23 protein-coding genes are annotated in these 26,505 nt (G+C 49.8%); 10 read left to right on the top strand and 13 right to left on the bottom strand.

All coding sequences use genetic code 11. The features are described 5' to 3' along the window. The first annotated feature begins 76 nt into the window (after nucleotides 1-76). Complete coding sequence (locus H6F68_RS11030; RefSeq protein ID WP_190558960.1) at nucleotides 77-406, top strand: hypothetical protein; 330 nt, start codon at nucleotides 77-79, stop codon at nucleotides 404-406. 86 nt (nucleotides 407-492) lie between these two features. Here H6F68_RS11030 and rpsN read toward each other — a convergent pair whose 3' ends face one another. The 9 genes from rpsN to H6F68_RS29355 form a co-directional block, all read right to left on the bottom strand. Continuing rightward, a complete protein-coding gene (gene rpsN, locus H6F68_RS11035) occupies nucleotides 493-795 on the bottom strand; it encodes a 30S ribosomal protein S14 (protein WP_190432916.1) in 303 nt (100 codons plus the stop codon). Nucleotides 796-880: 85 nt separating this feature from the next. After that, nucleotides 881-1,588 carry an endonuclease III gene (gene nth, locus H6F68_RS11040; RefSeq protein WP_190558962.1) on the bottom strand — a complete coding sequence of 236 codons (708 nt, stop codon included), beginning with the start codon at nucleotides 1,586-1,588 and terminating at the stop codon, nucleotides 881-883. 37 nt (nucleotides 1,589-1,625) lie between these two features. Beyond that, nucleotides 1,626-2,720: an RIP metalloprotease RseP gene (gene rseP / locus H6F68_RS11045; RefSeq protein ID WP_190432919.1), complete on the bottom strand. Its 1,095-nt coding sequence runs from the start codon at nucleotides 2,718-2,720 to the stop codon at nucleotides 1,626-1,628. A 77-nt stretch (nucleotides 2,721-2,797) separates the two neighbouring features. Then, complete coding sequence (serS, locus tag H6F68_RS11050; RefSeq protein ID WP_190558964.1) at nucleotides 2,798-4,078, bottom strand: serine--tRNA ligase; 1,281 nt, start codon at nucleotides 4,076-4,078, stop codon at nucleotides 2,798-2,800. Between the two features lie 203 nt (nucleotides 4,079-4,281). After that, nucleotides 4,282-6,513 (bottom strand): glycoside hydrolase, encoded by a 2,232-nt coding sequence (locus H6F68_RS11055; protein WP_190558966.1) that lies wholly within the window; start codon nucleotides 6,511-6,513, stop codon nucleotides 4,282-4,284. 115 nt (nucleotides 6,514-6,628) lie between these two features. Then, nucleotides 6,629-6,871, bottom strand: a complete 243-nt coding sequence (locus H6F68_RS11060; RefSeq protein WP_190432922.1) for a NifU family protein — start codon at nucleotides 6,869-6,871, stop codon at nucleotides 6,629-6,631. A gap of 112 nt (nucleotides 6,872-6,983) precedes the next feature. Then, on the bottom strand, nucleotides 6,984-8,891 hold the full coding sequence (locus H6F68_RS11065) for an ATP-binding protein (RefSeq protein ID WP_190558968.1): 1,908 nt from the start codon (nucleotides 8,889-8,891) through the stop codon (nucleotides 6,984-6,986). A 276-nt stretch (nucleotides 8,892-9,167) separates the two neighbouring features. Then, nucleotides 9,168-9,398 (bottom strand): hypothetical protein, encoded by a 231-nt coding sequence (locus H6F68_RS11070; protein ID WP_190558970.1) that lies wholly within the window; start codon nucleotides 9,396-9,398, stop codon nucleotides 9,168-9,170. A gap of 292 nt (nucleotides 9,399-9,690) precedes the next feature. Next, entirely contained in the window at nucleotides 9,691-9,813 is a 123-nt protein-coding gene (locus H6F68_RS29355; protein WP_277876054.1) for a hypothetical protein, read from the bottom strand. Nucleotides 9,814-9,844: 31 nt separating this feature from the next. Between H6F68_RS29355 and lepA the strand changes: the two genes are divergently transcribed. The 3 genes from lepA (at nucleotide 9,845) to H6F68_RS11085 (ending at nucleotide 14,822) form a co-directional block, all read left to right on the top strand. Then, nucleotides 9,845-11,656 (top strand): translation elongation factor 4, encoded by a 1,812-nt coding sequence (gene lepA / locus H6F68_RS11075; RefSeq protein ID WP_190558972.1) that lies wholly within the window; start codon nucleotides 9,845-9,847, stop codon nucleotides 11,654-11,656. 718 nt (nucleotides 11,657-12,374) lie between these two features. Next, on the top strand, nucleotides 12,375-13,370 hold the full coding sequence (locus tag H6F68_RS11080; protein ID WP_190432928.1) for a UDP-glucuronic acid decarboxylase family protein: 996 nt from the start codon (nucleotides 12,375-12,377) through the stop codon (nucleotides 13,368-13,370). 69 nt (nucleotides 13,371-13,439) lie between these two features. Then, nucleotides 13,440-14,822 carry a UDP-glucose/GDP-mannose dehydrogenase family protein gene (locus H6F68_RS11085; RefSeq protein ID WP_190432932.1) on the top strand — a complete coding sequence of 461 codons (1,383 nt, stop codon included), beginning with the start codon at nucleotides 13,440-13,442 and terminating at the stop codon, nucleotides 14,820-14,822. Between the two features lie 120 nt (nucleotides 14,823-14,942). Here the strand turns inward: H6F68_RS11085 and H6F68_RS11090 are convergent, their stop codons facing one another. Further along, nucleotides 14,943-15,638: an MBL fold metallo-hydrolase gene (locus tag H6F68_RS11090; RefSeq protein ID WP_190558974.1), complete on the bottom strand. Its 696-nt coding sequence runs from the start codon at nucleotides 15,636-15,638 to the stop codon at nucleotides 14,943-14,945. A 224-nt stretch (nucleotides 15,639-15,862) separates the two neighbouring features. On the opposite strand from H6F68_RS11090, the gene H6F68_RS11095 reads away from it, so the two are divergent. Both H6F68_RS11095 and H6F68_RS11100 read left to right on the top strand, forming a co-directional pair. Then, nucleotides 15,863-17,380, top strand: coding sequence for a site-2 protease family protein (locus tag H6F68_RS11095; RefSeq protein ID WP_190558976.1), 1,518 nt, complete (start codon nucleotides 15,863-15,865; stop codon nucleotides 17,378-17,380). 50 nt (nucleotides 17,381-17,430) lie between these two features. Beyond that, nucleotides 17,431-18,027: a hypothetical protein gene (locus tag H6F68_RS11100; protein ID WP_199300033.1), complete on the top strand. Its 597-nt coding sequence runs from the start codon at nucleotides 17,431-17,433 to the stop codon at nucleotides 18,025-18,027. Here the strand turns inward: H6F68_RS11100 and thrC are convergent. Then, complete coding sequence (gene thrC, locus H6F68_RS11105; RefSeq protein WP_190553015.1) at nucleotides 17,972-19,081, bottom strand: threonine synthase; 1,110 nt, start codon at nucleotides 19,079-19,081, stop codon at nucleotides 17,972-17,974. The two genes, H6F68_RS11100 and thrC, sit on opposite strands and share 56 nt — an antisense overlap. A gap of 195 nt (nucleotides 19,082-19,276) precedes the next feature. Between thrC and H6F68_RS11110 the strand changes: the two genes are divergently transcribed. The 4 genes from H6F68_RS11110 (at nucleotide 19,277) to H6F68_RS11125 (ending at nucleotide 22,528) form a co-directional block, all read left to right on the top strand. Further along, a complete protein-coding gene (locus H6F68_RS11110) occupies nucleotides 19,277-19,546 on the top strand; it encodes a hypothetical protein (protein WP_190559004.1) in 270 nt (89 codons plus the stop codon). Between the two features lie 433 nt (nucleotides 19,547-19,979). After that, a complete protein-coding gene (locus H6F68_RS11115; RefSeq protein ID WP_190558978.1) occupies nucleotides 19,980-21,029 on the top strand; it encodes a fatty acid desaturase in 1,050 nt (349 codons plus the stop codon). A gap of 120 nt (nucleotides 21,030-21,149) precedes the next feature. Further along, on the top strand, nucleotides 21,150-21,944 hold the full coding sequence (locus H6F68_RS11120; RefSeq protein ID WP_190558980.1) for a hypothetical protein: 795 nt from the start codon (nucleotides 21,150-21,152) through the stop codon (nucleotides 21,942-21,944). Nucleotides 21,945-22,033: 89 nt separating this feature from the next. Next, nucleotides 22,034-22,528, top strand: a complete 495-nt coding sequence (locus H6F68_RS11125; RefSeq protein WP_190432944.1) for a hypothetical protein — start codon at nucleotides 22,034-22,036, stop codon at nucleotides 22,526-22,528. Nucleotides 22,529-22,537: 9 nt separating this feature from the next. Here the strand turns inward: H6F68_RS11125 and H6F68_RS11130 are convergent, their stop codons facing one another. Both H6F68_RS11130 and H6F68_RS11135 read right to left on the bottom strand, forming a co-directional pair. Then, the gene (locus H6F68_RS11130) at nucleotides 22,538-24,997 is read right to left on the bottom strand and encodes a lipopolysaccharide assembly protein LapB (RefSeq protein WP_190558982.1); all 2,460 of its coding nucleotides are present in this window, start codon (nucleotides 24,995-24,997) and stop codon (nucleotides 22,538-22,540) included. Between the two features lie 288 nt (nucleotides 24,998-25,285). Next, on the bottom strand, nucleotides 25,286-26,503 hold the full coding sequence (locus H6F68_RS11135) for a glycosyltransferase family 4 protein (protein ID WP_190558984.1): 1,218 nt from the start codon (nucleotides 26,501-26,503) through the stop codon (nucleotides 25,286-25,288). Between the last annotated feature and the right edge of the window lie 2 nt (nucleotides 26,504-26,505).

The following is a 26,505-nucleotide window of genomic DNA, read 5'->3' on the forward strand; positions in this document are numbered from 1 at the left end:
TCCAAGAAGCATCCTAGTTAAGCTGAGCTAGCTTTCCTTTAGGCTGCCTTCAAACAGTTGTCAATTTGCTAGGTCAATGGCCGAACCAATTCCCCCCATCACCCTGCCTCCTGCCGAAAACCCCCAGCAGGAAGGAGAATGGCTAAAAAGCGTTTTATGTCAGTGGCTAGACCACGAATTTATTCCTGAAGCAATTAACCAGCAGATCGCTGAGAGAGCCACTCAAGTTTTTGTTCGCCAACGGATGGAAGGCGAAAATGACTTAGGATCACTCGTGATTGCCATCGTTACCGAAATGCAAGCCTTTGATTTTTCTAAAAGCTTTTTCAGCGAGTTTGCTGTAGCCAATGCAGTCAGCGACCTGCTCTTAGATAGCTTGGGAATCGATCGCTGCTGTGGTCAGTGATCGGAATAGTTATTGGGTAGATTTTGGATTTCGGATTCTGGATCGCAAATGATTGACTAATCCAAAACCTAAAATCCAAAATCTGTTTACCAGCTAGACTTAACCACTCCGGGCAGCAGACCTTGGTGGGCCATTTCCCGGAATACGTGACGAGACAAGCCAAAATCACTGTAGTAGCCTCTAGGACGACCGGTCACCCAGCAGCGATTCCGCAAGCGAGTGGGTGCGCTGTTACGAGGCAACTGTTGGATTTGACGGTGAATTTCAAGCTTTGCTTGTTGGGAAGTTGCTTGGGCAAATTGTTCCTGTAGCTCTTCCCGTTTTTGAGCGTACTTGTCAACCAACTTCTGGCGACGCTTTTCCCGCTCAATCATGCTTTTCTTAGCCATGAATTGCCTGGTTTCTCTCAAATAAAGACAGCATTTTCTATTCTATCTGATTCGACAGACCCTGATCTACCCCCATGTCGATTAATCAGATTTGTGGGGCTGTGAGTAAGGGCGGTTGCAAAGCTGCTATATCCACCTTGTTTGGATCAGCGGAGGGGCAGAGGTCGGCTAGAAGGCAGCGATCGCAAGCAGGGTTACGAGCATTGCAAACCGCCCGCCCGTGATAAATGATCCGAATCGACCAATTTTCCCAATCTGGTTGTGACAGCAGCTTAATCAAGTCCCGCTCAATATGAATGGGGTCGGTGTGCTTGGTGAGGCCTAAGCGTTGAGTCAGCCGCTTGACATGAGTATCGACCGTCACCCCAACATGAATCCCGTAGGCATGGGCTAACACCACATTCGCTGTTTTACGAGCCACACCTGGAAGTTTCAGCAAATCTTCCATCAACTTGGGCACTTGACCATTAAATTCAGTCTGAATCAAATAGCAAGCTGCCCGAATATTTTTGGCTTTGTTGCGGTAGAACCCGGTCGATCGCACTAAAGTTTCCAAGTCCAATGGATCAGCAGCAGCTAGGGCAGCAGCATCTGGAAAGCGGCGAAACAATTCTGGAGTGACTTGGTTAACTCGTTCATCGGTGCATTGGGCCGAAAGAATTGTCGCCACCAGGAGTTGGACAGGAGTTTCGTAGTTAAGGGTGCAAGGGGCTTCTGGATAGAGTCGCTTCAAACGAATCAATATTTCCAGAGCCCGTTGCTTTTTAGCAGACAGTTTTCGCGTAATGCTCATGGCATAGCCGAAGGAGAATTAGATTCAGCCTGCTGATCTAAGGTTGAAATAACTTTTGCACAGGTTCTAGGTTGACCGTATCGCGAATAATCAAGAAAATGCCCAAGCCTAACAAGAGCATCAAACCCGTTTGCATCACGCCATCTTGAATTTTGGTCGGTAGAGGTTTACCCCGTAGCCCTTCGATTGCGAGAAAGGCTAACTGGCCACCATCCAAAGCAGGTAAGGGCAAAATGTTGATAATGGCCAGGTTAACGCTGATCAGCGCCGCAAACTGGAATAAGCTAGCGGCATCAGAACGAGCAATATTAGCTCCTAGAGCTACGATCGCCACTGGACCAGAAACCTGCTCAGCCGTTTCACCAAAGTTACTGATTAACTGACCAAAGCCTTGGACTGTCAGAACCACGATGCGCTGAAATTCATTGGCACCCGTGCTAAAGGCTTCCAAAATATTGCTAGCTCGACGGCGCTTTACCTCAGCGTTTTGAGCCAGTTGCACGCCAATACGGCCTTTGCCTTCTGGGCCTAAGTCAGGCTTGACGCTGAGAGACAACGTTTCATCACCGCGTTGCACGGTAAGGGGCAGCGCTTCATTCGGGTGAGTCTGAATCTCTTCCATCAAGATCTGGATGGCTTGTTTGGAAGCGCCTAATTCCCGATTGTTAACACTCAGGACGATGTCTCCAGATTTGATGCCTGCCTTCGTTGCGGCTGAGCTAACTTCGGCGGCAACCTTGGGCACAATGACACCAGGTTGATAGTTAAACTCTGGAGTGCCAACTGCGGCGACCTGACCAACAAGCAGGAAGTAGGCAAAAATTAAATTAGCAATCACGCCAGCGCTAATCACGATCGCCCGATCGAGCACGGGACGATTTCGCAGTAGATTCGGATCTTCAGGGGGAATTTCGCTTTCTGGATCATCATCAGGAAAGCCAACGAACCCCCCTAATGGGAAAGCGCGAATGGCATATTCAGTTTCTGGCCCTTGATATTTCCACAGAACGGGGCCAAACCCTAGGGAAAAGCGATTCACATGGATACCTTGAGCCCGCGCTGCGGTGAAGTGACCCAGCTCATGGACCACAATCAAGAGTGCTAAGACTGCGATCGCCGCCAAAACTGACATAGATTTAAGATCCGAAAAACGTCTGTTAGATATCTTTACTATTCTAAGATGCCTGAATCGTTGACGCCGACTCCATCTTAGAGAACCTCTCGCCGGAGGTAGGGTTGTAACACTTCCGGTAGACGGACTGTACCGTCTGGTTGCTGATAATTTTCCAGAACCGCGGCCATCGTCCGACCGACTGCTAAGCCAGAACCATTCAAGGTGTGAACCAGTTGGGTGCCTTTTTGCCCAGCTTCTTTAAAGCGAATATTGCCGCGTCGGGCTTGGAAATCTAGGAAGTTAGAACAGCTAGAGATTTCGCGATATTTACCCGAAGCTGGCAACCAGACTTCTAGGTCGTAGCACTTGGCTGCGCCAAACCCTAAGTCCCCAGTGCAAAGCTCAATCACTCGATAAGGCAATTTCAGAGCTTGCAAGATTGCCTCGGCATTTTGCACCAAAGCTTGGTGTTCTTGCTCTGAGGTGCTGGGATGCACCAGTTTGACCAATTCTACTTTGTTAAATTGGTGCAGACGAATTAAGCCGCGTGTGTCCCGACCATAGCTGCCTGCTTCCCGGCGAAAACAAGGCGTATAAGCACAGTGATGAATCGGTAACTGTTCTGCAGCCAGAATTTCATCCCGATAAAGATTGGTCACGGGAACCTCGGCTGTAGGAGCTAGCCAAAGATCATCTGACTCACACTTAAAACTTTCTTCAGCAAATTTGGGCAGTTGTCCTGTAGCAGTCAGCGATTCGCTATTGATCAAGAACGGCGGAATCACTTCCAGATAACCTGCCTCAGTTTGGCGATCGAGCATGAACTGAATCAAAGCTCGCTCTAGCGCTGCTCCAGCCCCAATTAAGGTAACAAATCGACTTTGCGCTACTTTAGTCGATCGCTCGGTGTTGAGAATGCCGAGTTTTTCACCAATTTCCCAGTGGGGCAAAATATCGGGGTTTTGCGGCTTGTATTCATCACCCCAACGCCGCACTTCGACATTTTCTTCTTCGCTCTGGCCCACGGGGGTAGAATCGCTGGGCAAGTTGGGCAAAGTCAGGAGCAACCCTTCAATCTGAGCTTTCAGTTCTTTTTCCTGCGGCTCTAAATTACTGAGCTTGGCCTTGATTTGGTTGCCCTCTTCCCGCAATTCTTGAATTTCTGAACCTTTGGGGTCGCTACCTGCCTTAATTTTCTGTCCGACGAGTTTACCAATTTCGTTGCCACGGGCCTGAAACTGCGATCGCTCCTTCTCAATTTCCCGCTGTTGTTGATCCAATTGCAGAATCGGCTGAATGTCAAAATTGCCCGATCGGTGGTTCAGGCGTTCTTGGACTGCTTGTGGATTTTCCCGGATCTGCTTCAGATCAAGCACAAATCTTCCTCAAAATCTTGATTAATACTTTGGCAATAGATCAAGATATACCGTTTATTGGGCTTCTCTTTAAGTTTTGTGGGGCTTGACGGTTCCCTTATCTCACAGCAAACCTCTCCCCAAACCCCTCTCCTCAAGGAGAGGGGCTCTGAATCTTGCTCCCCTTCCCTAGCAGGCAAGGGGTTGGGGGTTAGGTCTCAAGATTAAGGCACGTCAAAGGGAATCAACGCTTCTTCGGGGACATAGCTGTGGTAGCGGCCTCCATCTGAAAGCACTAGCACCACCCGCAGAGACCAGTCTGGTTTGGCGGGTAGGTCGGCCCAGGGCACTGCTAACTCTAAGCACTTGTCAATCCTGACTTGGGCGCGGCTGGGACGGGGATGCCATTGGTAATGCTCTCCCGCTTGCTGAAACCAAATGGATTCGGTTGCTAAGTTGATGCTGAGATGGTCGTGAAATAGATAATTCAAGGGCGCTTCGTCGGGCAGGTCCGCTATCGGCGCTGGGCTGTTGTGCATGGTTTGGTTGGTGTAGAACCACAATAAATTCAGTTCTGGCGATCGCCCAATCCCAGCCTGCATGCCTGCTTGAAAGTCTAGACGTAGGTAAAAGTTTAAGTGATCAACTCCGTACCAAAGGCGTTGCATGGGACTACTGCGGTGCATGGTGCCTCTGGCTCCCCCCACTTCAATGCGACCTGCTTTATCCCAATCCTGCTCATCCCCACGTCCATCAATCACTGGGTGGATAAACCCTTGAGGACGGTGGTCTCCCTTCGCTTCATGAACCTCGATCGGACGGTACAGGTGGGACGGTACTGGCTCGTTCAGGGCTTGATAGATAGCGCACAAGTGTTCGCGGAAGAGTTGGTCAAAAATGGCATCTTGGTTGGAAGAGTGCCCTTCACCAAACCACCAAAACCAATCGGAACCTTCAGCGGCGTAAAGCGCTTCCCAAGCGGCAGGATTGCTTTCTTCAGTGGCTTCGGGGTGGTTGGCTAGTACTTGGCGGGCTTCAGTAAGCAGATCCCAAGCCCGATTTTTCGCTGGATCGCCAATCCAAGTTGTGAAGCTACCGTCTACCCAAGAACCGCTGTGGAGTTGAGCCGCTGGTATGGTCTCCGTCGGCGGGAATTTCTCAACAAACTCAGAAACCGTGACCAACTTAATATCTTGGTCGTTACTGAGGGTTTGATAGAAAGCTTCTAAGAACGGTTTGCCATCTTGTTGATAGAACTCCCAGCAGTTTTCGCCGTCTAACGCAATCGTGACAAGCCAAGGCTGTTCCAGAGCGGTGCTGCCACTGGATTGGCGTTTCTTCAGCGATCGCGCGATCGCCTCCAAGTGCCCCACCAAATCAGCGGCGGCCCGCTTCGGCTCCATAGCGCTGTAAGTAAACCCAATCAAGTCAGACAAACGGTGATCTCTGAATACGATTGCCAAGTCACCATTTGGAGTTTCTAGGCGATACGGTCGGTACAAGAGTTCTGGCTCATGGACATTACCCAGACCGTCGCGATGGAAGAAATGCTTCAGCGTCCAGCCCAACACCGCTTCATCGGAACATAACCAGTTAAATCCTTGTTTCGCCACATGCGGCAAAATTTCTGGACTGACCGACTGCTCCGAAGGCCATAACCCACGGGGGGCTTGCCCAAAGCGATCGAGATACATATCCCAGGATTTCTGTAAATGGCGCGGAATGTCCTCTGCCCACTGAAACCGCTGTTCTGGCAATTTCATATTGGGAATCGCCACTCGCCCAGCGTTGGTATCAGCCAGCAGCGGCAAAATCGGGTGAGTGTAGGGCGAAGTCGTCACTTCTAGCTGCCCTGTTTCCTGCATGGCCCGGTGCTGCGGAATAATGCGGCTGAGAATTTCGCGCTGCTTGGAGTAAATGCGCTGGCGATCGCCAATCGTAAAGTTGCGGCCCTGCTTTAGCCACTGCTCAATCTCGGGGTCATCCCAGAACAGGGGGTCTATCCAGGCTAAGTTGTGCCAAGCTAGCAGGTCGCTATAGTCTTGCAAGTTCCAATTTTCTAAGCACCATGCCTCCCCTCGGTCCTGCCGCTGACCGTATAGCTCAGCATAGCGAGGATGTGGATCGATCAAGGTATGGTGGTTGGCATCAAAGAAATGCCCCACAATAAATTCTTTTTGCTCTCGCGTCAGTTGCTCTGTGGGCAACAAAGCAACTGAAAGATAAGGGTCGAATGCTTGTCCCGCTACGTAGTCTTCAATTTGCAGGATCAAAGACGGCACCAAATTGACCGTTTGATGCAGCTTGGGGTAACGCTCTAGTAACAGCACCAGATCCAAATAATCTTTTGTACCGTGCAATCGCACCCAAGGCAGACGGTACTGACCCGCCACGCGCGATTTGTACAACGGCTGGTGCTGATGCCAGATAAAAGCGACGTAGAGAGGATAAGTCATAGGAATTGTGAAGGAGCTCTTACCATAAAAAATAAACAGGAAAGATGGACTTACCTTCCCTGTTTAATCACTTTATGCACAGTGTAAAAAAACGGTTGATGTCAGTAACGTTTCCTTACATGACCTGTTCAACGTCAGCAATTTCTGGAATAAATTCCCGCAAGCGCCGCTCAATGCCCATGCGAAGCGTCATGGTAGAACTGGGGCAGGAGCCACAAGCGCCTTGGAGCCGTAGTTTGACTACTGGTCCATCAATATCTACAAGTTCGACGTTGCCGCCATCCGAGATCAAGTAGGGACGCAGTTCATCCAGTACTTTTTCTACGTTTTCTGAGGTTAACGCTAGAGTTTCAGCCATAGTTTCCCTTTCGCAGTCTGTCAATTGCAGCGATATTGATCCTAGGTTTATCCTAACGCTACAAAGGTAAAGACCGCACGGGAGCTTCTGGCTCCAGAAGAGAATGTTTAGTTTATTGCGGTAATCGCTCTACCAAGAGGTCTACCGACTCATTTAATGAAGTAGTAGTGCTCATAATCGGCTCTTGAAATAGGGGCACGTCAAAAGTGACCGTTGAGCCTAATCCTTCACCCAAACTGTAGAAGTTGACTACGCCACCCATTGCCTCGACCAAGCGTTGCGAGATGGCAAGCCCTAAACCTGTACCGCCATATTGACGAGTTCGGGAACCATCTACCTGGCTAAAGGATTGGAACAATTTATCTTGTTTGTCGAGAGAAACGCCAATGCCTGTGTCGGCCACTCGGATTTTCACCATTCCAGGCCGCTCATTGTTCTGTACAGTAACTTTCTTCTTCACCACTTCAGCGCTGATGGTGATGCCGCCTTCATGGGTGAATTTAATTGCATTTCCCACTAAATTCAGCATCACTTGCAGCAAGCGCTGATAGTTACCCTCCAGAATAATTTGGTCGTAAGTAGGGGGTAAATTGATTTCAAAATTCAAGTTTTTCTGTTGGGCTTGAATTTGTCTTTGGGAGAAGTTTTCCACTGCGGACAAGAGTTCGTTGAGGTTGACAGGGCTTAACTCTAGCTGCATCTTGCCAGCCTCGATTCTGGCAATGTCAAGGATGTCATTGATCAGCTGCATGAGGTGAATAGCACAGTCGTAAGCTTCTTCGATAAACTCGTGCTGCTCTTCTGGGCTATCGACCATGTCATCCATCACCAGCTTGAGGAAGCCGATCATGCCATTCAGCGGAGTGCGGAGTTCGTGGGATGTATTGGCCAAGAACTCACTTTTAAGACGCGATGCTTCTTCAGCTTGCTGGCTAGCTTCTTCTAACTCGCGATGCTTCTGGACTAAATCTTCGTTGACTTTTTGAAGTTGGTTGGCTAAGGTCTGACTCGCGGTAAATAGAGTGGCGTGGGCGATCGCGGTTCCCACTTGGTCGGCCAACTCTCGCACTAGGTCAATTTCAGCTTCGCTCCACATCCGAGGGCGATCGCACTGGTACAAGCAAATCAAGCCATTGGGTTGATCTTGGTAGCAGGTAGCAACCATCAAAATTGATTGCTTCGGCCCCTCCAGAACTTGCGCCGTGGAACCGTTACTTGAGTGATTTCCTTCCTGACCGCTGTAAGCGCCATTGAAAATATGCATCGTATTGGCGCTTTGCTCGAGCAAAATCGGCTCCAGTAGAGTCAGCGCCTGTCTGACATGGACTTCCTCAGCAATTTTTAGGGTCTGCCCTTGCATGGAGGGAGCCTGATCCTGACAAAATTCTGCCACCACCTTGACAGCAGAATTGCCACTTTCGTAGGGACAGATGATGCAGCGGCTGACGCCTAAAGCTTTACCCAAACCATTAACGGTTTGCTGCCAAATCGTCTCTAAGTCAAGGGTACGCCGGATGTTCCAGGCAATTTGGGTGAGTAGTTTTTGATAACGATCTGAATTAGGGGCTTCATGGCGGGGGAAATCTGCTTCAACGGTAACTCCTTGATCCCGACCAGAGGTGGATAGTCGTCTACCCATGACCAAGGCTGTTGTAGCGATGCCGCTGGGAGTGAGGATAGGACTAACAATCAAGTCGAAGAGTAGGTATTGATCGCCGAAGCGAAAGGGATAGGTAAAGCGATCGGGAGTTAAATAGTCTAAGACTCGTCGCACCCGCCCTAGATAAGGATTGAGCGCTGCTGGGCCAAACCCTTCTCCAAGGCCATGACCTACCAGTTGATCCGGTGTGAGCCCAAAGTGTTCAGCTTCCTGCCAATAAAACGAAAGGTATTCCCCTGTAACCGTTTGGGTAAATACCAACTCAGACCCTAATCCCTGCAAGTATTCAGGGTTATCAGTAGCAGGTACTAATTCTGTCAGTTCCGTTAATGAAAATTTAGAGTCGGCGGAAGAGGTCATTAGTATAGGATGCGAAACTGCGAAGGGTGCGAATAGAGAAGCACTACTTTAGGCTTAATTTCTTCAAGCTTAGTGAGGCTTCGCGATCGTCTAGAAGAACAGAGTAGATGCAACCAAGCAAATGTCTAGAACCCAAGAAACCGTTCGCTATCTTTAGGAAAACTGCTATGAGTAGTAGAACTTGGCTGGCCCTGACTGGCCTAGGCACTGATATACAAGCAGTTATCCCAGTTCGGCAGTTTAATTAACCTTCAAGGTTTGAGGTGAGCTGCTAGATCAATCATTCCACTCGCCTCTGGGGGGCACCGGAGGATTTCTAGGCAGGGTTCGAGATAGTTCGTAGTCTGAGGAAAATTCTCCCCTCAACCACTGCCGTACTGCTGTCTCAATCACCTTACTAGGATCGCTGGTGAGATGTTGAATTTGATCAAGCAATTCTGGGTCTAAATGAATTGCAATCTCAACCTTATCCGATGGTCGTGGGGAAGGGCTAGCCTGCTCACTCATAAGTAATGACAGAGATCTTCAGTGGATCAAATGCAAAGAGACTGGGAAGGCGGCAACGGTTTTTAAGTAGTTTCGCCCTCAAGTAACACCCAAAACGTTCTTTGAAGGATCAAAAATACATCTGAGTTATAAAAAATTCTAGACACAGGAATTGAGTTCCTACGTGCATTGTACATGCTGCCCTCTAATCCCGCGGCATATCTGCGTTCAACCTCAGCGATCTAGCTCTATTTGACTCTGGGTCGAGCTAAGCTAGCCTTGTAAGAGCTGTGCCTGTCGTGGCTGTTTGAGCCTAGAGTCCTTGCGCTTGCAGACCGAGGATTGTGTCAAAATGCATTACAGAGCCTTCTAAATCCGCCCCTAATTTGCCCTGGCTTTGGGCTAATTCACAAAGCTGAAATTGTTTCTTAGTCATCTTCATCCTGCCTGTTAATTGAGCCAGCTATATGACCGACGTGCCCGTTTCTCGCATTCGTAATTTTTCGATCATTGCCCATATTGACCACGGAAAATCTACCCTCGCGGATCGCCTGCTACAAACAACTGGCACTGTTAGTGATCGGGATATGAAGGCCCAATTTCTAGACAATATGGATCTAGAGCGCGAGCGGGGGATTACTATCAAGCTCCAGGCAGCGCGGATGAACTACAAAGCCCGTGATGGCGAGCAGTACGTCCTGAACTTGATTGATACACCAGGGCACGTAGATTTCTCTTATGAGGTGTCGCGATCGCTCGCAGCTTGTGAAGGCGCGTTGTTGGTAGTCGATGCCTCACAGGGTGTAGAAGCGCAAACGCTAGCCAACGTCTATTTAGCTTTAGAACATAATCTAGAAATTATTCCAGTCCTGAACAAAATTGATTTGCCTGGTGCCGACCCGGAGCGAGTCAAGCAGGAAATTGAAGAGGTCGTTGGTCTCGACTGTAGTGGGGCTATCTTGGCCTCGGCTAAAGAAGGTCTGGGCATTAATGAAATTTTGGAGTCGATCGTCCACTTAGTGCCCCCGCCGAAGGACACGATTAACGATCGCTTGCGAGCCTTGATTTTTGACAGTTACTACGATAGCTACCGAGGTGTGGTCGTTTATTTCCGAGTCATGGATGGCACGGTGAAAAAAGGCGATCGCGTTCGGCTGATGGCCTCGAAAAAAGAGTACCAAATTGACGAACTAGGCGTACTTTCGCCCACCCAAGTCCAAGTGGATGAGCTGCATGCTGGCGAGGTAGGCTACCTAGCAGCGGCAATCAAAGCGGTTGAAGATGCGCGGGTTGGTGACACAATTACCCAAGCCAATGCCTCGGCAGCCGAGCCGCTCCCAGGCTATACAGAAGCCAAGCCGATGGTGTTCTGTGGCATGTTTCCGGTAGACGCTGATCAGTACGAGGATTTGCGGGAAGCATTAGAAAAACTCAAGCTCAATGACGCAGCGCTTTACTACGAACCGGAAACCTCTAGCGCGATGGGGTTTGGGTTTCGTTGTGGCTTCCTCGGCTTGTTGCACATGGAAATTGTGCAAGAACGCTTGGAGCGAGAATACAACCTGAATTTGATTATTACGGCTCCCTCGGTGATCTATCGAGTCACGACTATGAAAGGCGAAGTGACTCTCGTAGATAATCCGAGTCGTTTACCGGGCCCTCAAGAGCGTGAGAAAATTGAAGAGCCTTACGTCCAAGTAGACATGATTACGCCGGAGGAGTACGTCGGTACCCTGATGGAGTTGAGTCAGACCCGACGGGGGGTATTCAAAGATATGAAATACCTCACTAAAGGCCGTACAACGCTGATTTATGAGCTGCCTTTGGCTGAGGTAGTGACCGACTTCTTTGATCAGATGAAGTCGCGATCGCGCGGTTACGCCAGCATGGAATACCACTTAATTGACTATCAGGAAAATCCGCTGGTGCGCCTAGACATCATGATTAACGGCGATCCAGTAGACTCATTGGCTACGATTGTCCACCGCGACAAAGCTTATGGAGTGGGTCGCGTGTTGGTCGAAAAGCTCAAAGAACTAATTCCTCGCCACCAGTTCAAGATTCCTCTACAGGCAGCAATTGGCTCCAAAGTCATTGCCAGCGAAAGTATCCCAGCGTTACGCAAGGACGTACTGGCTAAATGCTATGGCGGTGACATTAGCCGGAAGAAGAAGCTGCTGCAAAAGCAAGCCAAGGGTAAAAAGCGCATGAAGGCCATCGGTACCGTAGATGTGCCCCAAGAGGCGTTTATGGCTGTCTTGCGCCTGGATCAGTCCTAATTTGGGCTTTGGGCGGCATTACTGAGGTTAGTTCGCCTCGCAAATAAATTTACTTGCATTTGTACTTGCCGTTGGCAGCACTCCCACTCGAAAGCACCTTGCGGGGAAACTACTGAGTGGGAGTATTTTTTGCAAGCCACAAGTAACTCGTGACTGATGTAACGCTTACTGGCAGAATTTTCATCAGCGTCAGCAGGCTCAGGAATTCAAGTTAAAGTCTGATTACATCTGAGCTGTGCTCAAGACTCCTATTTTGGTCAATTCAGCATCTTCCAATTGACATATTTGATATTAAATTTATTCTGATTCTTAGATTATTTACTGGCTAATGTTGATGCTCTTCAAGCCTAGAGGGCACTAGAGCGATCGCTCCTGAACAGACATTCTCAGCATTTTGGCATTGACTTACTTGGTCTCCGGTAAGGCTAAACTAGGCTAATTTTCATCAATTCAGGGTTGCTATTAAGTTTTGGTGAATTCTACGGTTTTAGATCTGACTCCACCCAAAATTTCTGTTAGTTTTCTAAACAAATCAGTACAAATACGGCAACGCTAGACAGTCCAAAAATCAGAGGTTAACTTAGAGGACAGCTTTCCTCCAAAGAGCTAATCCAACAGCTTAGAAACCTTGAATCGGCCCTAACGTCTGTTTTCCAGTTGACTCAGGATTGGGTTGTAAAATAATTCAACCCTCTTCAAATATCTGTAGCTTCAAACTATGAGAATTTTAGTCACAGGTGGTGCTGGATTTATTGGTTCACATCTCATAGATCGATTGATGACAGAGGGACACGAAGTCCTTTGCATCGATAACTTCTATACGGGACATAAACGGAATTTGCTGAAATGGCTAAATCATCCCTATTTTGAGTTGATTCGCCATGACATCACCGAACCTATTTCCCTAGAAGTGGACCAGATTTATCACCTAGCCTGTCCAGCCTCGCCAGTGCACTATCAGTACAATCCAGTCAAAACCATCAAAACTAATGTGATGGGCACTTTGAATATGCTGGGCTTGGCTAAACGAGTCAAAGCGAGATTTTTCCTCGCTTCTACTTCTGAGGTTTATGGTGATCCAGAGCAGCATCCTCAAACTGAGGAATACCGAGGAAATGTCAACCCTATTGGTATTCGTAGCTGCTATGACGAGGGTAAACGGGTTGCAGAAACCCTAGCTTTTGATTACCACCGCCAAAATGATGTTGAAGTTCGCGTGGCTCGAATCTTCAATACCTACGGCCCCAGAATGCTAGAAAACGACGGTCGGGTTGTCAGTAACTTTGTTGTTCAAGCTCTGCGAGGAGTTCCCCTGACTGTTTACGGGGATGGCTCTCAGACTCGAAGCTTTTGCTACGTCTCAGATTTAGTAGACGGTTTCATCCGTTTAATGAACGGTGAGCATACTGGTCCTGTAAATTTGGGGAATCCTGATGAGTACACCATCTTGCAACTGGCTCAAGCCGTGCAGCAAATGGTAGCTCCAGATGTGGCAATTCGATTTGAACCATTACCCCAGGACGATCCCCGTCGCCGTAAGCCCGACATCACCAAAGCTAAAACTTGGCTGGGATGGCAACCGACTGTTCCTTTACAGGATGGCTTGCGGTTAACTGTGGAAGATTTTCGGACTCGGATTACAAGCCCAAATCCAGATAGTAATCCGTCCGTCAACGATTTAACTGGCTCTCCTGCCATGTTGAAAACGTTCTAAAGCGTTCCCTGCCTCGTTCTGATTTCCTGACCTTTCACCTTCATTTGCCCCTTTTCGAGGACTCACCCTATGCGCGTTTGTGTCATTGGTACTGGATACGTTGGCCTAGTAACTGGAGTCTGCTTGGCTCACATTGGACATGATGTGATCTGCGTTGATAACAACGAAGAGAAAGTCAAACTGATGCAGGCTGGTCAATCTCCCATCTTTGAACCGGGGCTGTCAGAGTTGATGCAGTCTTCAATTCAGCGTGGAAAAATTCAATTCACCACTGACTTGGGTGCAGGTGTTAACCACGGCGAAGTACTCTTCATTGCAGTGGGTACACCTCCACTACCAACCGGCGAAAGTGATACTCGCTATGTAGAAGCAGTAGCTCGCGGCATCGGTAGCCATCTCAACGGCGGCTACAAGGTGATTGTGAACAAGTCCACCGTACCGATCGGCTCAGGTGACTGGGTCAGAATGATTGTGCTCGATGGGATTGCTGAGCGTCAGCAAACTTTGGTCGGCGCTGGCGGTGCAATAGCTGAAGAGAGCCTCGGTGCTCAGTTTGACGTGGTCAGTAACCCCGAATTCTTGCGGGAAGGTTCGGCTGTATACGACACCTTCAACCCTGACCGGATTGTTTTGGGCAGCAACAGCTCCAAAGCGATCGCAATGATGCAAGAGCTCTACACACCAATTACAGAGCGGCAGTTTGCGGAAGATAAGTCTTTGCCCCCAGTGCCAGTGGTTAGCACCGACATCAGCTCGGCAGAAATGGTGAAGTATGCTTCCAATGCCTTCCTAGCTACCAAAATCAGCTTTATTAACGAAGTTGCCAACATTTGCGATCGCGTCGGTGCCGATGTGGTGCAAGTGGCGAAAGGAATTGGTCTAGACTCTCGGATTGGTAGCAAGTTTTTACAAGCTGGAATTGGCTGGGGTGGTTCCTGCTTCCCCAAAGACGTTTCAGCACTGATTCACACCGCTGACGACTATGGCTACGAAGCTCACTTGCTCAAAGCTGCGGTCAGCGTCAACCAGCGCCAACGCTTGATTGCGCTCGAAAAACTCCAGCAAGTCCTCAAAATTTTGAAAGGCAAAACGGTTGGTTTGTTGGGTCTGACCTTCAAGCCCGACACAGACGATATGCGGGATGCGCCTGCTCTAGACTTGATTGAGCATCTAACTCGTTTGGGCACCAAGGTGAAGGCTTACGACCCCATCGTTTCCCAAACTGGTTTGCGTCATGGCTTGTCCAACGTACTAGTAGAAACTGACCCTGAGCGCTTGGCTGATGGTTGCGATGCCTTGGTGTTAGTGACCGACTGGCAGCAATTCCGCACCCTCGACTACGCGAAGATGGCGAAGTTGATGAACAACCCCGTCATGATCGATGGCCGTAACTTCCTCGAAGAAGAAATCCTAGAGCGGGCTGGCTTCCGTTATCTAGGTGTGGGTCGATAGACTCTTAGCTGAAGCTTGGTCTGAACTAGACTCACTGACTTTCAGTATCTAAACACGCTCTAGAAAATGCGCCCTTTCCTATAAGAGGGGCGCATTTTTTTCGGGGGTTTTTGATTGCGATTACAGCAAAGGTTTCGCTTCAGCGTAAGCAGCCAAATCTAGCTGAGCTAGGCGATCGTACGCTTGGGCAATGGCGCGATCGCCCCGCAAAAATCCTGTATTGGCCCCCGGACAGATAAAGCTGAGGGTTTGGGGTGTAAAGCGCTCCAGTAGTTTTTGAATGCTCCGTAACTGGCGGGGCCAATGGAAAGTTTTGGCAATTCGCAACGGCACAGGCTCCCCTTGAGTGCTGGGGATTAAGTGACGCCCAGAAAATAGCACCCCACCATAGGCTTGGTGATAAAGACAAGCGGAGCCCGGAGAATGTCCTGGGGTCCATAGAGCTTGAGCTTCTGGATAAAACGAGAAGGTTTCATGAAATTGAATCGAATTTAACCCTGGCAGCAAATAGGCTTCCTGCTCTTGGACCACGATTTGGCAGCCGAGGGTTTGTTGTATTTCACTGACATATTTGCTAATGCCGCCGCGATGAGTGATAAACAGCCAGCGGACACCACCCTGAGCTTGTAAAAACTGTAGGTTGGCTTCGTTCCAAGCAGGACAATCGACCAGGATATTGGCATCGTTTCCTACAATGAAATAAGCAGTACCACCCAAAATATCTCGGTTGGGTGGGAAAGCGTACAGGGTGTAAGAAGGTTGTCCATCCAAGACAACACGAGGCTGCTTTGATAGTGAGCTTTGTGGCTCCGGCATAGTCTTAGTTTGGCTTTGGAGTTCTTGTAAATTGAGAATACGCTGGCAACAGCTCGTGAGACATGTCTACCAGGCTAGTGGGCTTCTTGCATAGTAGTTTGGCTAGGGCTTGGCCCTACTCAAACTAATCACGAAATCTAATTTGCAGCAGGCTAGTGATAATGTTGCTTACTGGTCATGAAAGTGTTTAAGACATCCTCTGAAGGCCACTTGAGATTAATAGCATGACTTTTTGGTTGCTCTCACTCGTATTCTTGCTTGGCTTCATTACCTACCTGGTTGTGCAGCGCAATGTTGCTAGCATTACCCGCACTCCAGTCTGGATTCTATGGCTGGTAATGATGACGCCTGCGCTAATTTGGAGTACCTGGACCCTAGTTTACGGTGAGAATAATCCGCCACCACCTATTTTAGTGATTGGGCCTTTTGTCACCTGTACCCTCTTATATTGGTTGTTAATTCGGGTAGGGCGCATCCCTAATTCTGCTAGCAAGACTGCTGAGGCGACTAGCCCACCTACATCGCCGGAAACGAAGCATTCTTTATTAGCTGAGCCAACGGCGGCGGAAGCAAAAACTGTAGTTAAGCCTCTCAATAAAGAGGAAGAGGCTAGCTTGCAAAGCTGCTTTCCTTGGTCAGTCTACTATGTTCAGAACTTTGAGTACCGACCTCAAGCGGTGATTTGTCGGGGACAGCTGCGCACTACACCCGACGCAGCTTATCAGACGATTCGGGACAATATTGAAGCTCAATTTGGCGATCGCTTCTTGGTGATGCTGCAAGAAGGAGCAAATGGCAAACCTTTTTTCGCCTTAGTGCCCAATCCCCAAAGTCAGCAAGCCGATCAATCGAAGCAAGAGCCTTTGACTCGACCCGGATTGGCACTGGGATTATTAGTTGCCACGCTTTTCACTACTACCCTAGCGGGGATTGAAATTGCGGGCGTAACGGTGACTTCGCTTTCGCAGTTGTTTGCAGAACCGCAGCTATTTTCGGCTGGGTTGCCCTATGCCTTGGCTTTAATGACAATTTTGGGAATTCATGAGTCGGGTCACTATTGGACGGCTCGCTTTTATAAAGTGCGGGCGACGTTGCCCTATTTCATTCCCATTCCTTTCTTCCTGGGAACATTTGGCGCATTCATTCAAATCCGTTCACCGATCCCTAATCGTAAAGCGCTGTTCGATCTAGGCATTTCAGGTCCCATGACTGGGCTGATCATTACATTGCCCATCTTGCTGTGGGGGTTAATGCACTCTACGACTGTGCCTGCGACTGATAAGCTTGGCCTCAATTTCAATGCCTTGAATCCTAGTACCTCGTTTTTACTGGCGCTATTAAGTAAATTGGCTTTGGGTGCTGCCTTGACGGCTGAAACTGCGATTAAATTGCATCCAGTGGCGATCGCAGGTTGCTTGGGCCTCATTGTGACAGCGCTTAATTTAATGCCTGTGGGACAACTCGATGGCGGCCATGTGGTGCATGCGATGTATGGGCAGCGAGCTGGAGCCTTAATTGGTCAAGTGACCCGGCTGCTGGTACTAGGTCTGTCGCTGGTGCAACCGGATTTCTTTCTCTGGGCAGTGCTGCTATTTTTTATGCCAGTGGTAGATGCACCCGCACTCAACGACGTGAGCGAACTCGACAATCGGCGAGATTTACTGGGATTGTTTACTTTGGGCTTACTCTTGATGATTATTTTGCCTGCCCCCAAGGTTGTGACTCAAATCCTAGGTTTTTAAGACATACTGCTGAAGGCCTGACTTGATGGAAGCAGGAAGGAACGTTGCCGATGACTCAAGACGTTAGACAGTGGCTATCTGAAATCAAAGCTTTGCAACAGCAATTGGCTGAAGCGGAGCGAGAACGAGACGCAGCTTATACTAGTGCGACTAACTGGCGGCGGCTCTACGAAACCGAGGCCCAACAGCGCCGCACGGAGACGAGCCTAGCGCAACAGGCGATCGCGGATTTGCAAACGGAGATTCAGCAGTTGCGAGGCGGCATCATCTTTGGTGACAATGCCAGCCACTCTGCCGCAGAAATGACTCAAGCCTTAGACCAGCTCCAAACGCCCACTGAACTGCGCGAGAAGTTGGGGCAAATCTTGCAAGAGCAAAGTCGCCTCCAAGGTGAAGTGGAGCGATTGGTACAGGCGTTGCAGCTAGAGCAGGCCAACCATGCCCAAACTCGTAAAAGCTTAACCACTGCCTTAGGCGATACGATTGACCTGCTGACGAAAGAGCGAGCCATCAAACAAGTAGAAAAAAGCACCAGTAATATAACTACTACTGGTGCTGATTCAGCTTCTGAGAATCTAGATTTAGAGGCAACTAAAAGCCCATTGCTTGAGCTACCGCCGTTAAATCAGGCGCAATTCCCTGTTTAAACTGGTTGGCGCTGTGTTTGATGGCTGAGTCTGGATCTTTCAAGCCATTGCCTGTCAGGACACAGACCACTGTAGCTCCCGTGGGAATTTGATCTTTCACCTTTAGCATGCCTGCTACTGATGCGGCGCTGGCAGGTTCACAGAAAACTCCTTCTTGGGAGGCTAAGAGGCGATAAGCTTCGAGGATTTCTTCATCGGTGACAGGATTGAAAGCGCCTTGACTGGCATCTTTAACGGCGATCGCTTTTTCCCAATTCGCCGGATTGCCGATGCGAATAGCAGTTGCCAGTGTTTCAGGATGCTCAACCGGAACGCCGGAAATTAGAGGGGCAGCACCTGCGGCCTGGAAGCCCATCATCCGGGGTAGGCGATCGCAACGACCCTCTTGGTGATACTGGCAAAAGCCCATCCAGTAAGCAGAAATATTACCCGCATTACCCACAGGAATGCAGAGCCAATCGGGGGCGTTACCTAGCACATCCACGATTTCAAAGGCGGCGGTTTTCTGTCCTTCCAAACGGTAGGGGTTGACCGAGTTCACCAAAGTAACGGGGTGAGTTTCGGCCATTTCCCGCACAATTTCTAAGGCGCGGTCAAAGTTGCCTTGAATTGCTAGGACTTCAGCGCCATACAGTAAAGCTTGAGCGAGTTTGCCCAAGGCGACATAGCCTTCGGGAATTAAGACAAAGGCACGCATGCCACCCCGACGGGCATAAGCTGCGGCGGCGGCAGAAGTGTTACCCGTACTGGCACAAATGACAGCTTGCGCTCCCGCTTCTTTGGCTTTGGAAATTGCCAAAGTCATGCCTCGATCTTTGAAACTTCCAGTAGGGTTAAGGCCGTCATATTTTACGAACACCCGCACCTGTCTACCAATCTGCTCTGCGATCGCAGGAACCGGAATCAGGGGGGTGTTGCCCTCATGCAGCGTTACTACAGGAGTCTGATCAGTAACGGGTAGATAGGGTCGGTAAGCTTCAATCAGACCTGGCCAACTTATGGCCTTTGGTGCAGATCCAACAGAGGAATTAGCGGAGGACAGGCTTAGAGTCACAGTGTCAGCTAGGTGGGTTCCAAAAAAATTGAAGTAAACCTTAGTGTATCGCGATCGGCAAACTTCTCTAAACTTTCAGTGTGCCCACCCTGAGCTTGCGCCTGAACTTATCAGCGTCACGCTCAAATATCGATACATTCCTTCACCTTAGTTCATTAATCCAGTAAAATAAGCAAATGGTGTGAGTAAGCAAAAATGACTAGTCAACTACTGATCTCGACAAGTGCATCCAGCTCATCTAGTGCTGCCAGCGGTCTAGAACCCGGTGAACCTGCCAGTAGTAGCACAGCCGTCTCGGAAGCCAGAAATCGTTTAATAGAATCCATGAAAAAATCTGCTTATCAAGTTGATCACCAAGTTAGAGTCCTAACCTTGCAAGCAGAGGCAGAGGCTTTACTTCAGCAACTGCAAGCTTTAAAACAGCAACGTTCGATCTCAGAACTAGCTTTAACTCATCGCTCCTAGGCGGCAGTCAGCCCCGCACCCGCTAATCCCTGCTTTCAAGTCTGGGAGCAGGGACACGGAACTTTAGTTTTCTCAGCGAATGCTATGGGGTGAGATGATTTTTCTCTGCGATCGCCAGCTACGAACTCGCTACGAACCGGAGTGATGCTCAATGGTGGGGGGCCGCTGCGGCTTGCGGATAACCAATATGAGAAATTTTCATCCCTATCTCTAAAAAACTTAATACTTAAATTCAATCTTGTGGTAAAAAGGACTGGTTACTGAGCTTGCAGCTAGAGTGGCACTTTGGTTTGCAGCACTCATTTATGCTGCCAAGTTTTTCTACATATCAATTGACGCAACTACTTGAAAAGCAGAACCTGCTACCTTGCATTAGCAGGTTTTTAATTGTGCACCCAGATATCACTGCTCATTGGAGAAAGTTCATTTCTTTATGACCGTATCGACAGTAAAGCCTGAAAACCTAGAGTTTGATGCACCTGCTTCAGCTCTACGTCTCAAAGACATTTTGAAGACCTTACCGAAAGAATGTTTTCAAAAAAATAGCCGCAAGGCGTGGTCTGCTGCATTATTCAGCGTCGCTGTCGTGGCTCTAGGTTATTGGGGTTTAGCGGTTGCCCCTTGGTTTCTTCTACCTGTGCTCTGGATTTTTACAGGGACTGCGTTAACTGGTTTTTTTGTGATTGGTCATGACTGCGGCCATCGCTCTTTTGCCAAACGCCGCTGGGTGAATGATTTGGTGGGTCACTTGTTCATGATGCCCCTGATTTACCCCTTCCACAGTTGGCGCATTCTTCATAACTTCCACCACACCCATACCAACAAGCTGGATATTGATAACGCTTGGCAACCGTTCCAGACAGAGTATTACGATAGTTTGCCACGCTCACTCCAGAACGGCTATGAGGGGCTGCGGGGACGCTTCTGGTGGGTCGGTTCGATCGTGCATTGGGCAGGGATACACTTCACTCTGGTGGAGTTTCAACCCAAGGACCATTCCAAAGTTAAGTTGTCTGTGGCGGTTGTGTTGATTTTTGCCGCGATCGCTTTTCCCACTTTAATTGTGACAACAGGCATTTGGGGCTTTGTGAAGTTCTGGCTGATGCCTTGGCTGGTCTACCATTTCTGGATGAGCACGTTCACTTTAGTTCATCACACCGCACCAGACATTGCGTTTTATCCTGAAGAGCAATGGAATGCGGCTGATTCTCAGCTTTCCGGCACGGTGCATTGCAATTACCCAGGTTGGGTGGAGTCTTTGTGCCATGACATTAATGTGCATGTGCCGCACCACATCTCCACCGCAATTCCTTCGTACAACTTACGGATGGCTTACCAAAGCTTGCAGCAAAACTGGGGCGATCGCTTATACAAAGAGTGCAACTTCTCTTGGGCATTGATGAAAGAAATTACAGACCAATGCCACTTGTATCATCCTGAGGCTTGCTACCGCTCGTTTACGGACTATCGTCAAGGTCAATAGGCATCACTTGCGGCTGAAATTTACGTTTTTTTATCTAACGGGAGTTTCAGCCGCTAGAATTAAGGCTATTCTGTGTAATCAGATTGCACGAATTTCAGCAATGTTGGTGAGGGAGTGGGCATGAACAGATTGCAGCAACTGGTAAGTTTCACGGCCACGGCTCTGGTCCTGGTTGGTTGTGCTGGGGGCGATCGCACGGCCCAGCAAAATCCCACTCCTGCTTCTCCGTCTGTGGCTAGTTCCACCCAAACTGTTAAAACTCAGTCGATCGCCCAACAAAATTTTTCTAAGCCCATCGTCCCACCCGTACCCGTGGTCAAAACGGTTCCCGTACCAGGTTTAGTGCAGCCCACTAATGCCACAGCTCGATTGCCGCAAATCGCTTCAGGTCGTCGTGACCCCTTTGCCGCTGTCGTGACCTCTCCAGTCGTGGTGCCTGGACCTGTGACTAGTACTAGCACTGCTGCAAGACCAATCCCTCAAGTTGCTCCGGTGCCGAGAGTGGTGAGAACGGCTCCAGCTAGACCCGCTCCTAGTCAGCCTGCTCCCGCCCCAGTCTTTGCAGCGGCTCCTTTACCGCAGTTGCAACCTAGTTCTCCTAACTTCGCAACAGTTCCCTTACCTCCGCCTGCTCCGTTCCCGGGTGTGGTGCCTCTGCCGCCTACCAGCGTTGCTAATGTGATCGAGGTGACTGGTGTGGTGCAAGTGGGCCAAAAGGTAAGCGCCATTATCAAAGTGCCAGCAGAGTCCACGAGCCGCTATGTCAGTGAAGGCGAGTATTTAGCGGGTGGCATTTTAGTCAAGCGAATTGAGTTGGGCACCCGCGAAGAGCCTTTGGTTGTGCTAGAGCAAAACGGCGTTGAAATTGTTAAAGCTGTAGGTAGCGCAGGCAATACAGTTGCTCGCGCCTTCTAAGCGCTGAGGCGGAGGCTGGAACGAATTCTGATGTCTAGAATGGGAAGGAGCTTTGCTTGAACCCAGTCTCTAGGTAGGTGTGCGTAGCTATGAAGCGATCGCCTCAGTCAACGATTTCCCGGAATTTGAGTTATCAAGAGGTTTATACCTGCCCCATCTGCCGTCATGGTGAGATTGCAGGCATGACCTTGATGGATGCGTTTGCTTGTAATTTTTGCCGCCATATTTTCACGGCTAACTTGCGTGAGCAATCGGTTCAAGTGGTAGATAACTCTCATCCCTTAGCTTGGCGCTGGAATGGGCAAACTTGGCGAGGTCTGCACCAAGTAGATGGTGACCAAACTGTTTTAATTTGGTTGATCGGGTTGATTTTGGTCGTCTTGCCATCGGCTTTGGTGGGGCTGGCTTCTTATATGTTTCCGCCCCTTGATGACAGTCCTTCTAGCTCTGTCCCTTTGCTGTGGACGAGCTTAACTTTCTGTTTGCACTTTATTTTGGTGGCGTGGTTGGTGGCAGAGCATCACCAGTTCCCGCTGTATGTAGCTTGTAAGGTGCGATTGCAAGGACTTACCAATCGGCCTTAAGGGGTTAGCCTACTCGAATTGCTGTTTCTTGCTAGACCAGCGTTGCAGACGGTAGCCCGCCGATCCGTCCACGACGAGGACGGGGATACCCCCATCGCCTAAGTCTGCGATCGCTAACAGTGACTGTTGGGCCGTTCCATCAAATTCGTTATAGAGCACAGCGCCCGTATCTGACACAATCAAGGTCCGCGATCGCCCAGCAGGACGTTTCTGGGAGTCTGGCTGGTCAAGTTGCAAGGTCGCAAGCGTCTCTGGGTCGAGGGTAAACACGGCTTCGAGTTGCTGGTTGCCAGTCAAGTCAATTTGTTGCACTTGCCAACTACCAATTTCGCTTTGTTGGAGTAGGCCCGCAGGGGTCGCTGTCACTCCAGCGGGTAATTGATTGCTTTGTTGTAGTTCTGTCGCTAGTGCTTGCAGGATCGGATCGGCCAGCTTAGGTTGCTGTTGATTCAGATCTGCCAAAGTAGTGACTGCGGGGGTCGTCCATTGCAAGGCCGTAGTCGTCAGGGCCAAAGGACGGGGTAGGGGTTGTGCAGCCGTAGGAGCGGGAAGGGGGTCGCCAGCCGCCAAAATCCGTATGGTGCCGCCTTGTAGTTGTACTGCTTTGGCTGTGGCGAAGACAGTGTCTTGTTGGCCCGCATCGGTCCAGACCAAAATCTGTAGTTGTGGATCGGTGGTGAGGCCCAGTAAATTCCACAACGGTTCGGCCCCATCAGCCTTGGAAAACTTAAGGTCAGAAAAGTTAGAGCGTTGCCAGCGCTTGCCATCGTAAAAAGCCGTCACCTCCACTTCGTACCAAGTTTGTCCAGCCTCTAACTTCAAACTTGAGTTCTTTAGTTGCCACCAATCCGCAGGGTTGATTTGCTTCAGTGGCTCTGCCGTGCCGACAACTTGGCTCAGGTGGGTACTGGGAGGAATGACATCCGAGAAGTTGGGGTCGAGGCGATCGAGGAGTTTGCTAATCCGAGCGATCGCGGCTGGGTTGGTTTGGGGTTGTTTCTTTAACCAAGCGATCGCCGCAGGTTTGTCTTTTTTAGCGCCAACAATTAAAGCGCCCCACGCTTTGGCATCTGTTTGCATTGGGTCAACTTTGAGGGCTGCCTCGACCCGATTCCACAAGCGATCGGCATCTCCCTTCAACAGAGAGGCGACCTCCTGGCTGTTATCCACGGACGCTTGAAACACGGATAAGGCTCTGGCCCAACGACCATCAATTAAATTCGTGAGCACTTGTTGGCTAGGGCTAGCCCAAGACTTTTCTGCTTGAGCTTGGGTCGCTTCTGCATGCAGCCGCACAAAATCCATCTCAGCTTGGGCTGCGTTGGACCACAGGTCCGGATTGGCTTCACTGGCTTGGCGGAGCGATTTGAACCAGGCTAAAGCTGGAGACCATAAGCCACTCCGGGCTAGGGTCATAATTTTGCCGTAGGTTTCTGTATCAAAGGCTGGATCACTGAGTGAAATAGCTTCTAGCTGAATCGGGTCCGGTAAAAACTGCCGTGGCTGGACCTGATAAACTTCAAATTGCGGCTCTAAGCCAACGGTTTGGTCTACGACTAGTTCTGGGGTGGCTCCGCTAGTAATTGCTTTCCAGGCAGGAGCTTGTCCTGTAGAACTTGTCCACTCCAGCATCCAACCTAGGTAGTCTCGGTCGGGATTGTAGTGAGCCACGCGGCCATAAGCAATAGTGTCGTCGCCTCGTACCAACTCGCCGCTCAGCAGTAACCATACGCCTGAGGTGGGGGCTTTGCCCTCAAAGCGCTGAATGGTGGTGAGCGGGAGCGATCGCGCGGACCCTTGGTTCTCCGAATTGGCATCGACCAGCGGAGCGATCGCAAAAGATTCTTCTGGCCCCGCTACGGCAATTTGGCTAGCTAGCCAGTAAGACTGCTCTTGCTTAATCTGCCGCCGCGCATCCTCAACGGGTCGATAAACCTGGAGTTCAACAATTTGCTCACAGTTATTCTTGGCTGAATCTAGAGTGCTAGTGGCTTGACAGAGGGGGCGTCGAGCCAAAACCGGAATTAAAAGATCGGTGGCAGTTGCGCTTTTGTTGGCTCCCTTGACTTCATTACCAAGAGAAATGGGTTCACCTGGAATTCGACCTGCTTGGCGAATGCTGGCGCGAATTTCTGAGAGGGTTTGAAAAGTCTCCTGGTTGGCAACTGGGATGCGAGTCCAAGTGGGTAAATATTGATTTAACCCCACGATCGCATCAGGATCAACAATCAGTAGAATGGCTATCCAAGCTCCGCCAACTGTCAGCCCCGCCGCACCACATAACAGTGCCAGTGCCCCCAACAGCGAGAGCCAAGAATTAGCCTGAGCCTTAGCGGGTGCTTGGGGAGGACTCGGAACTTTGGGTGGGGCAGCACTCGCAGGTAGCTTTGGAGTCGCTGGCTTGCGCGATGGCAAAAGCTTCGGTTTCTTCTGGGGTTGGAGCGCAGTCTTATCCGGTTTAATTCCCATTCCAGCTTTCAGTTAGCAATCAAAAATCTTTGGCGATCGCAGGGTTTGCAGCTGAGCTGACTGCGTACTGATCCATACAAGGTGTAGTGACCTCTTCCGGTCAACCCATAAATTCTTGGGAGCGAGTTGGAGTCTCAAACTCCCCTTCCCTCATAGGGAAGGGGCTGGGGTTTAGGTCTCATAATGCCTAGCGATCGCGCCATCAACTCAGCAAAGTTGGAACTAACTGTACCCCTAATTCTCAATAGTTCAGCAGGAATTTCAGACTTTTGCCAAAATCTACAGAATTTAAGCTTCTAATAAGGCTTGTTCGTAAAGTTGGCCCGCCCGCTCCCAAGTGTAATTGGTTTCGATCATCGATCGCGCGTTGTGGGATAGCTCTGCCCGCAAGTCAGGGTTTTCAAACAACTGACTAATAGCGCTGACGTACTCAGCCACAGAATTCGCTCGCAATGCCCGCAGAGGCACATTGGCTCCATCCACAGTTAAGCCTTCCAAGCCGCGATCGCTAGCCACAATTGGTGCGCCTGCTGCCATTGATTCCAAGGTTTTGGTTTTAATGCCCAAACCAACGCGGAGGGGCACCACACAAACTGTCGCCTGGTGCATATATTCCACCATTGACGGGACTTTGCCCGTGACCACCACACCAGGCTCCTCTTTGAGGGCTAAAACTTCCACGACGGGACGCGCCCCCACCAAACTAAAGGTAGCTTCTGGGTAACGCTGCCTGACTTGGGGAAACACCTCTAAGGCAAAGAAGCGAGCCGCATCAATGTTGTGGGAAGAGTCCATCGCGCCCACAAACACCAATCGCTGTCCCCCTGGGTCACCAGGGCGATAAGGAAACATCTCTAAGTCCACGCCGTTAGAAACGACGGTAATGGGAGAGCCTGGTGAAATAGCCGCTAGTTTTTGGCGATCGTCTTCCGTAGTGGCAATGAGACTCGAAAACTTGGCGCAGTAGCGTTTCTCGTAGCGATAGAGCAAGGGCAGATAGAGGCGATCGCGCAATGGATTTTCCGAAGCCCCATGCTCTAGATGGTTTAGCACCCAACCGTACACCGAGCTATGCACATCGACGACGGTGTGGACAGATTGGCGAAACTCCGGGCGAATATAAACTTCATTGACGCTGTGCTCACAGGCGATCGCGTCACATTTCCCAGCGGCGACAAAGGTGTCTACCCAAGCTTGCACTTCTGGAGAATATCGCTTTAGGACGTTGGGGGGTGTGGTTTTGGCGACAGACTCAACAAAGCGACCGACTTTACTCAGCAAGCCAGGTTTGGCTTGAGACTGCTCCCCAGGAAATACCATTAGGTGGCTGACCCATTGCCGCAGCGCTTCCACATCTTCATCGGAGGTCCAGCGTTGCCGCTCAGTCACTAGCGTCACTTCATGGCGCTGATGCAAGTATTTCAATAAATTAAAAGTCCTGCCCTCCGCTGCTCCTCGACTAGGGGGATAGGGGAACGTATTACAGGAGAGCACGAGAATTTTCATAA

This window comes from Trichocoleus sp. FACHB-262, from assembly GCF_014696035.1.
GTDB lineage: Bacteria > Cyanobacteriota > Cyanobacteriia > FACHB-46 > FACHB-46 > Trichocoleus.

What these genes read in the sequence shown, in the direction of transcription:
- H6F68_RS11030 (WP_190558960.1), top strand. Translation starts at nt 77, where the DNA reads ATGGCCGAACCAATTCCCCCCATCACCCTGCCTCCTGCCGAAAACCCC.
- rpsN (WP_190432916.1), bottom strand. Translation starts at nt 795, where the DNA reads ATGGCTAAGAAAAGCATGATTGAGCGGGAAAAGCGTCGCCAGAAGTTG.
- nth (WP_190558962.1), bottom strand. Translation starts at nt 1,588, where the DNA reads ATGAGCATTACGCGAAAACTGTCTGCTAAAAAGCAACGGGCTCTGGAA.
- rseP (WP_190432919.1), bottom strand. Translation starts at nt 2,720, where the DNA reads ATGTCAGTTTTGGCGGCGATCGCAGTCTTAGCACTCTTGATTGTGGTC.
- H6F68_RS11055 (WP_190558966.1), bottom strand. Translation starts at nt 6,513, where the DNA reads ATGACTTATCCTCTCTACGTCGCTTTTATCTGGCATCAGCACCAGCCG.
- H6F68_RS11060 (WP_190432922.1), bottom strand. Translation starts at nt 6,871, where the DNA reads ATGGCTGAAACTCTAGCGTTAACCTCAGAAAACGTAGAAAAAGTACTG.
- H6F68_RS11065 (WP_190558968.1), bottom strand. Translation starts at nt 8,891, where the DNA reads ATGACCTCTTCCGCCGACTCTAAATTTTCATTAACGGAACTGACAGAA.
- H6F68_RS11070 (WP_190558970.1), bottom strand. Translation starts at nt 9,398, where the DNA reads ATGAGTGAGCAGGCTAGCCCTTCCCCACGACCATCGGATAAGGTTGAG.
- H6F68_RS29355 (WP_277876054.1), bottom strand. Translation starts at nt 9,813, where the DNA reads ATGACTAAGAAACAATTTCAGCTTTGTGAATTAGCCCAAAGCCAGGGC.
- lepA (WP_190558972.1), top strand. Translation starts at nt 9,845, where the DNA reads ATGACCGACGTGCCCGTTTCTCGCATTCGTAATTTTTCGATCATTGCC.
- H6F68_RS11080 (WP_190432928.1), top strand. Translation starts at nt 12,375, where the DNA reads ATGAGAATTTTAGTCACAGGTGGTGCTGGATTTATTGGTTCACATCTC.
- H6F68_RS11085 (WP_190432932.1), top strand. Translation starts at nt 13,440, where the DNA reads ATGCGCGTTTGTGTCATTGGTACTGGATACGTTGGCCTAGTAACTGGA.
- H6F68_RS11090 (WP_190558974.1), bottom strand. Translation starts at nt 15,638, where the DNA reads ATGCCGGAGCCACAAAGCTCACTATCAAAGCAGCCTCGTGTTGTCTTG.
- H6F68_RS11095 (WP_190558976.1), top strand. Translation starts at nt 15,863, where the DNA reads ATGACTTTTTGGTTGCTCTCACTCGTATTCTTGCTTGGCTTCATTACC.
- H6F68_RS11100 (WP_199300033.1), top strand. Translation starts at nt 17,431, where the DNA reads ATGACTCAAGACGTTAGACAGTGGCTATCTGAAATCAAAGCTTTGCAA.
- H6F68_RS11110 (WP_190559004.1), top strand. Translation starts at nt 19,277, where the DNA reads ATGACTAGTCAACTACTGATCTCGACAAGTGCATCCAGCTCATCTAGT.
- H6F68_RS11115 (WP_190558978.1), top strand. Translation starts at nt 19,980, where the DNA reads ATGACCGTATCGACAGTAAAGCCTGAAAACCTAGAGTTTGATGCACCT.
- H6F68_RS11120 (WP_190558980.1), top strand. Translation starts at nt 21,150, where the DNA reads ATGAACAGATTGCAGCAACTGGTAAGTTTCACGGCCACGGCTCTGGTC.
- H6F68_RS11125 (WP_190432944.1), top strand. Translation starts at nt 22,034, where the DNA reads ATGAAGCGATCGCCTCAGTCAACGATTTCCCGGAATTTGAGTTATCAA.
- H6F68_RS11130 (WP_190558982.1), bottom strand. Translation starts at nt 24,997, where the DNA reads ATGGGAATTAAACCGGATAAGACTGCGCTCCAACCCCAGAAGAAACCG.
- H6F68_RS11135 (WP_190558984.1), bottom strand. Translation starts at nt 26,503, where the DNA reads ATGAAAATTCTCGTGCTCTCCTGTAATACGTTCCCCTATCCCCCTAGT.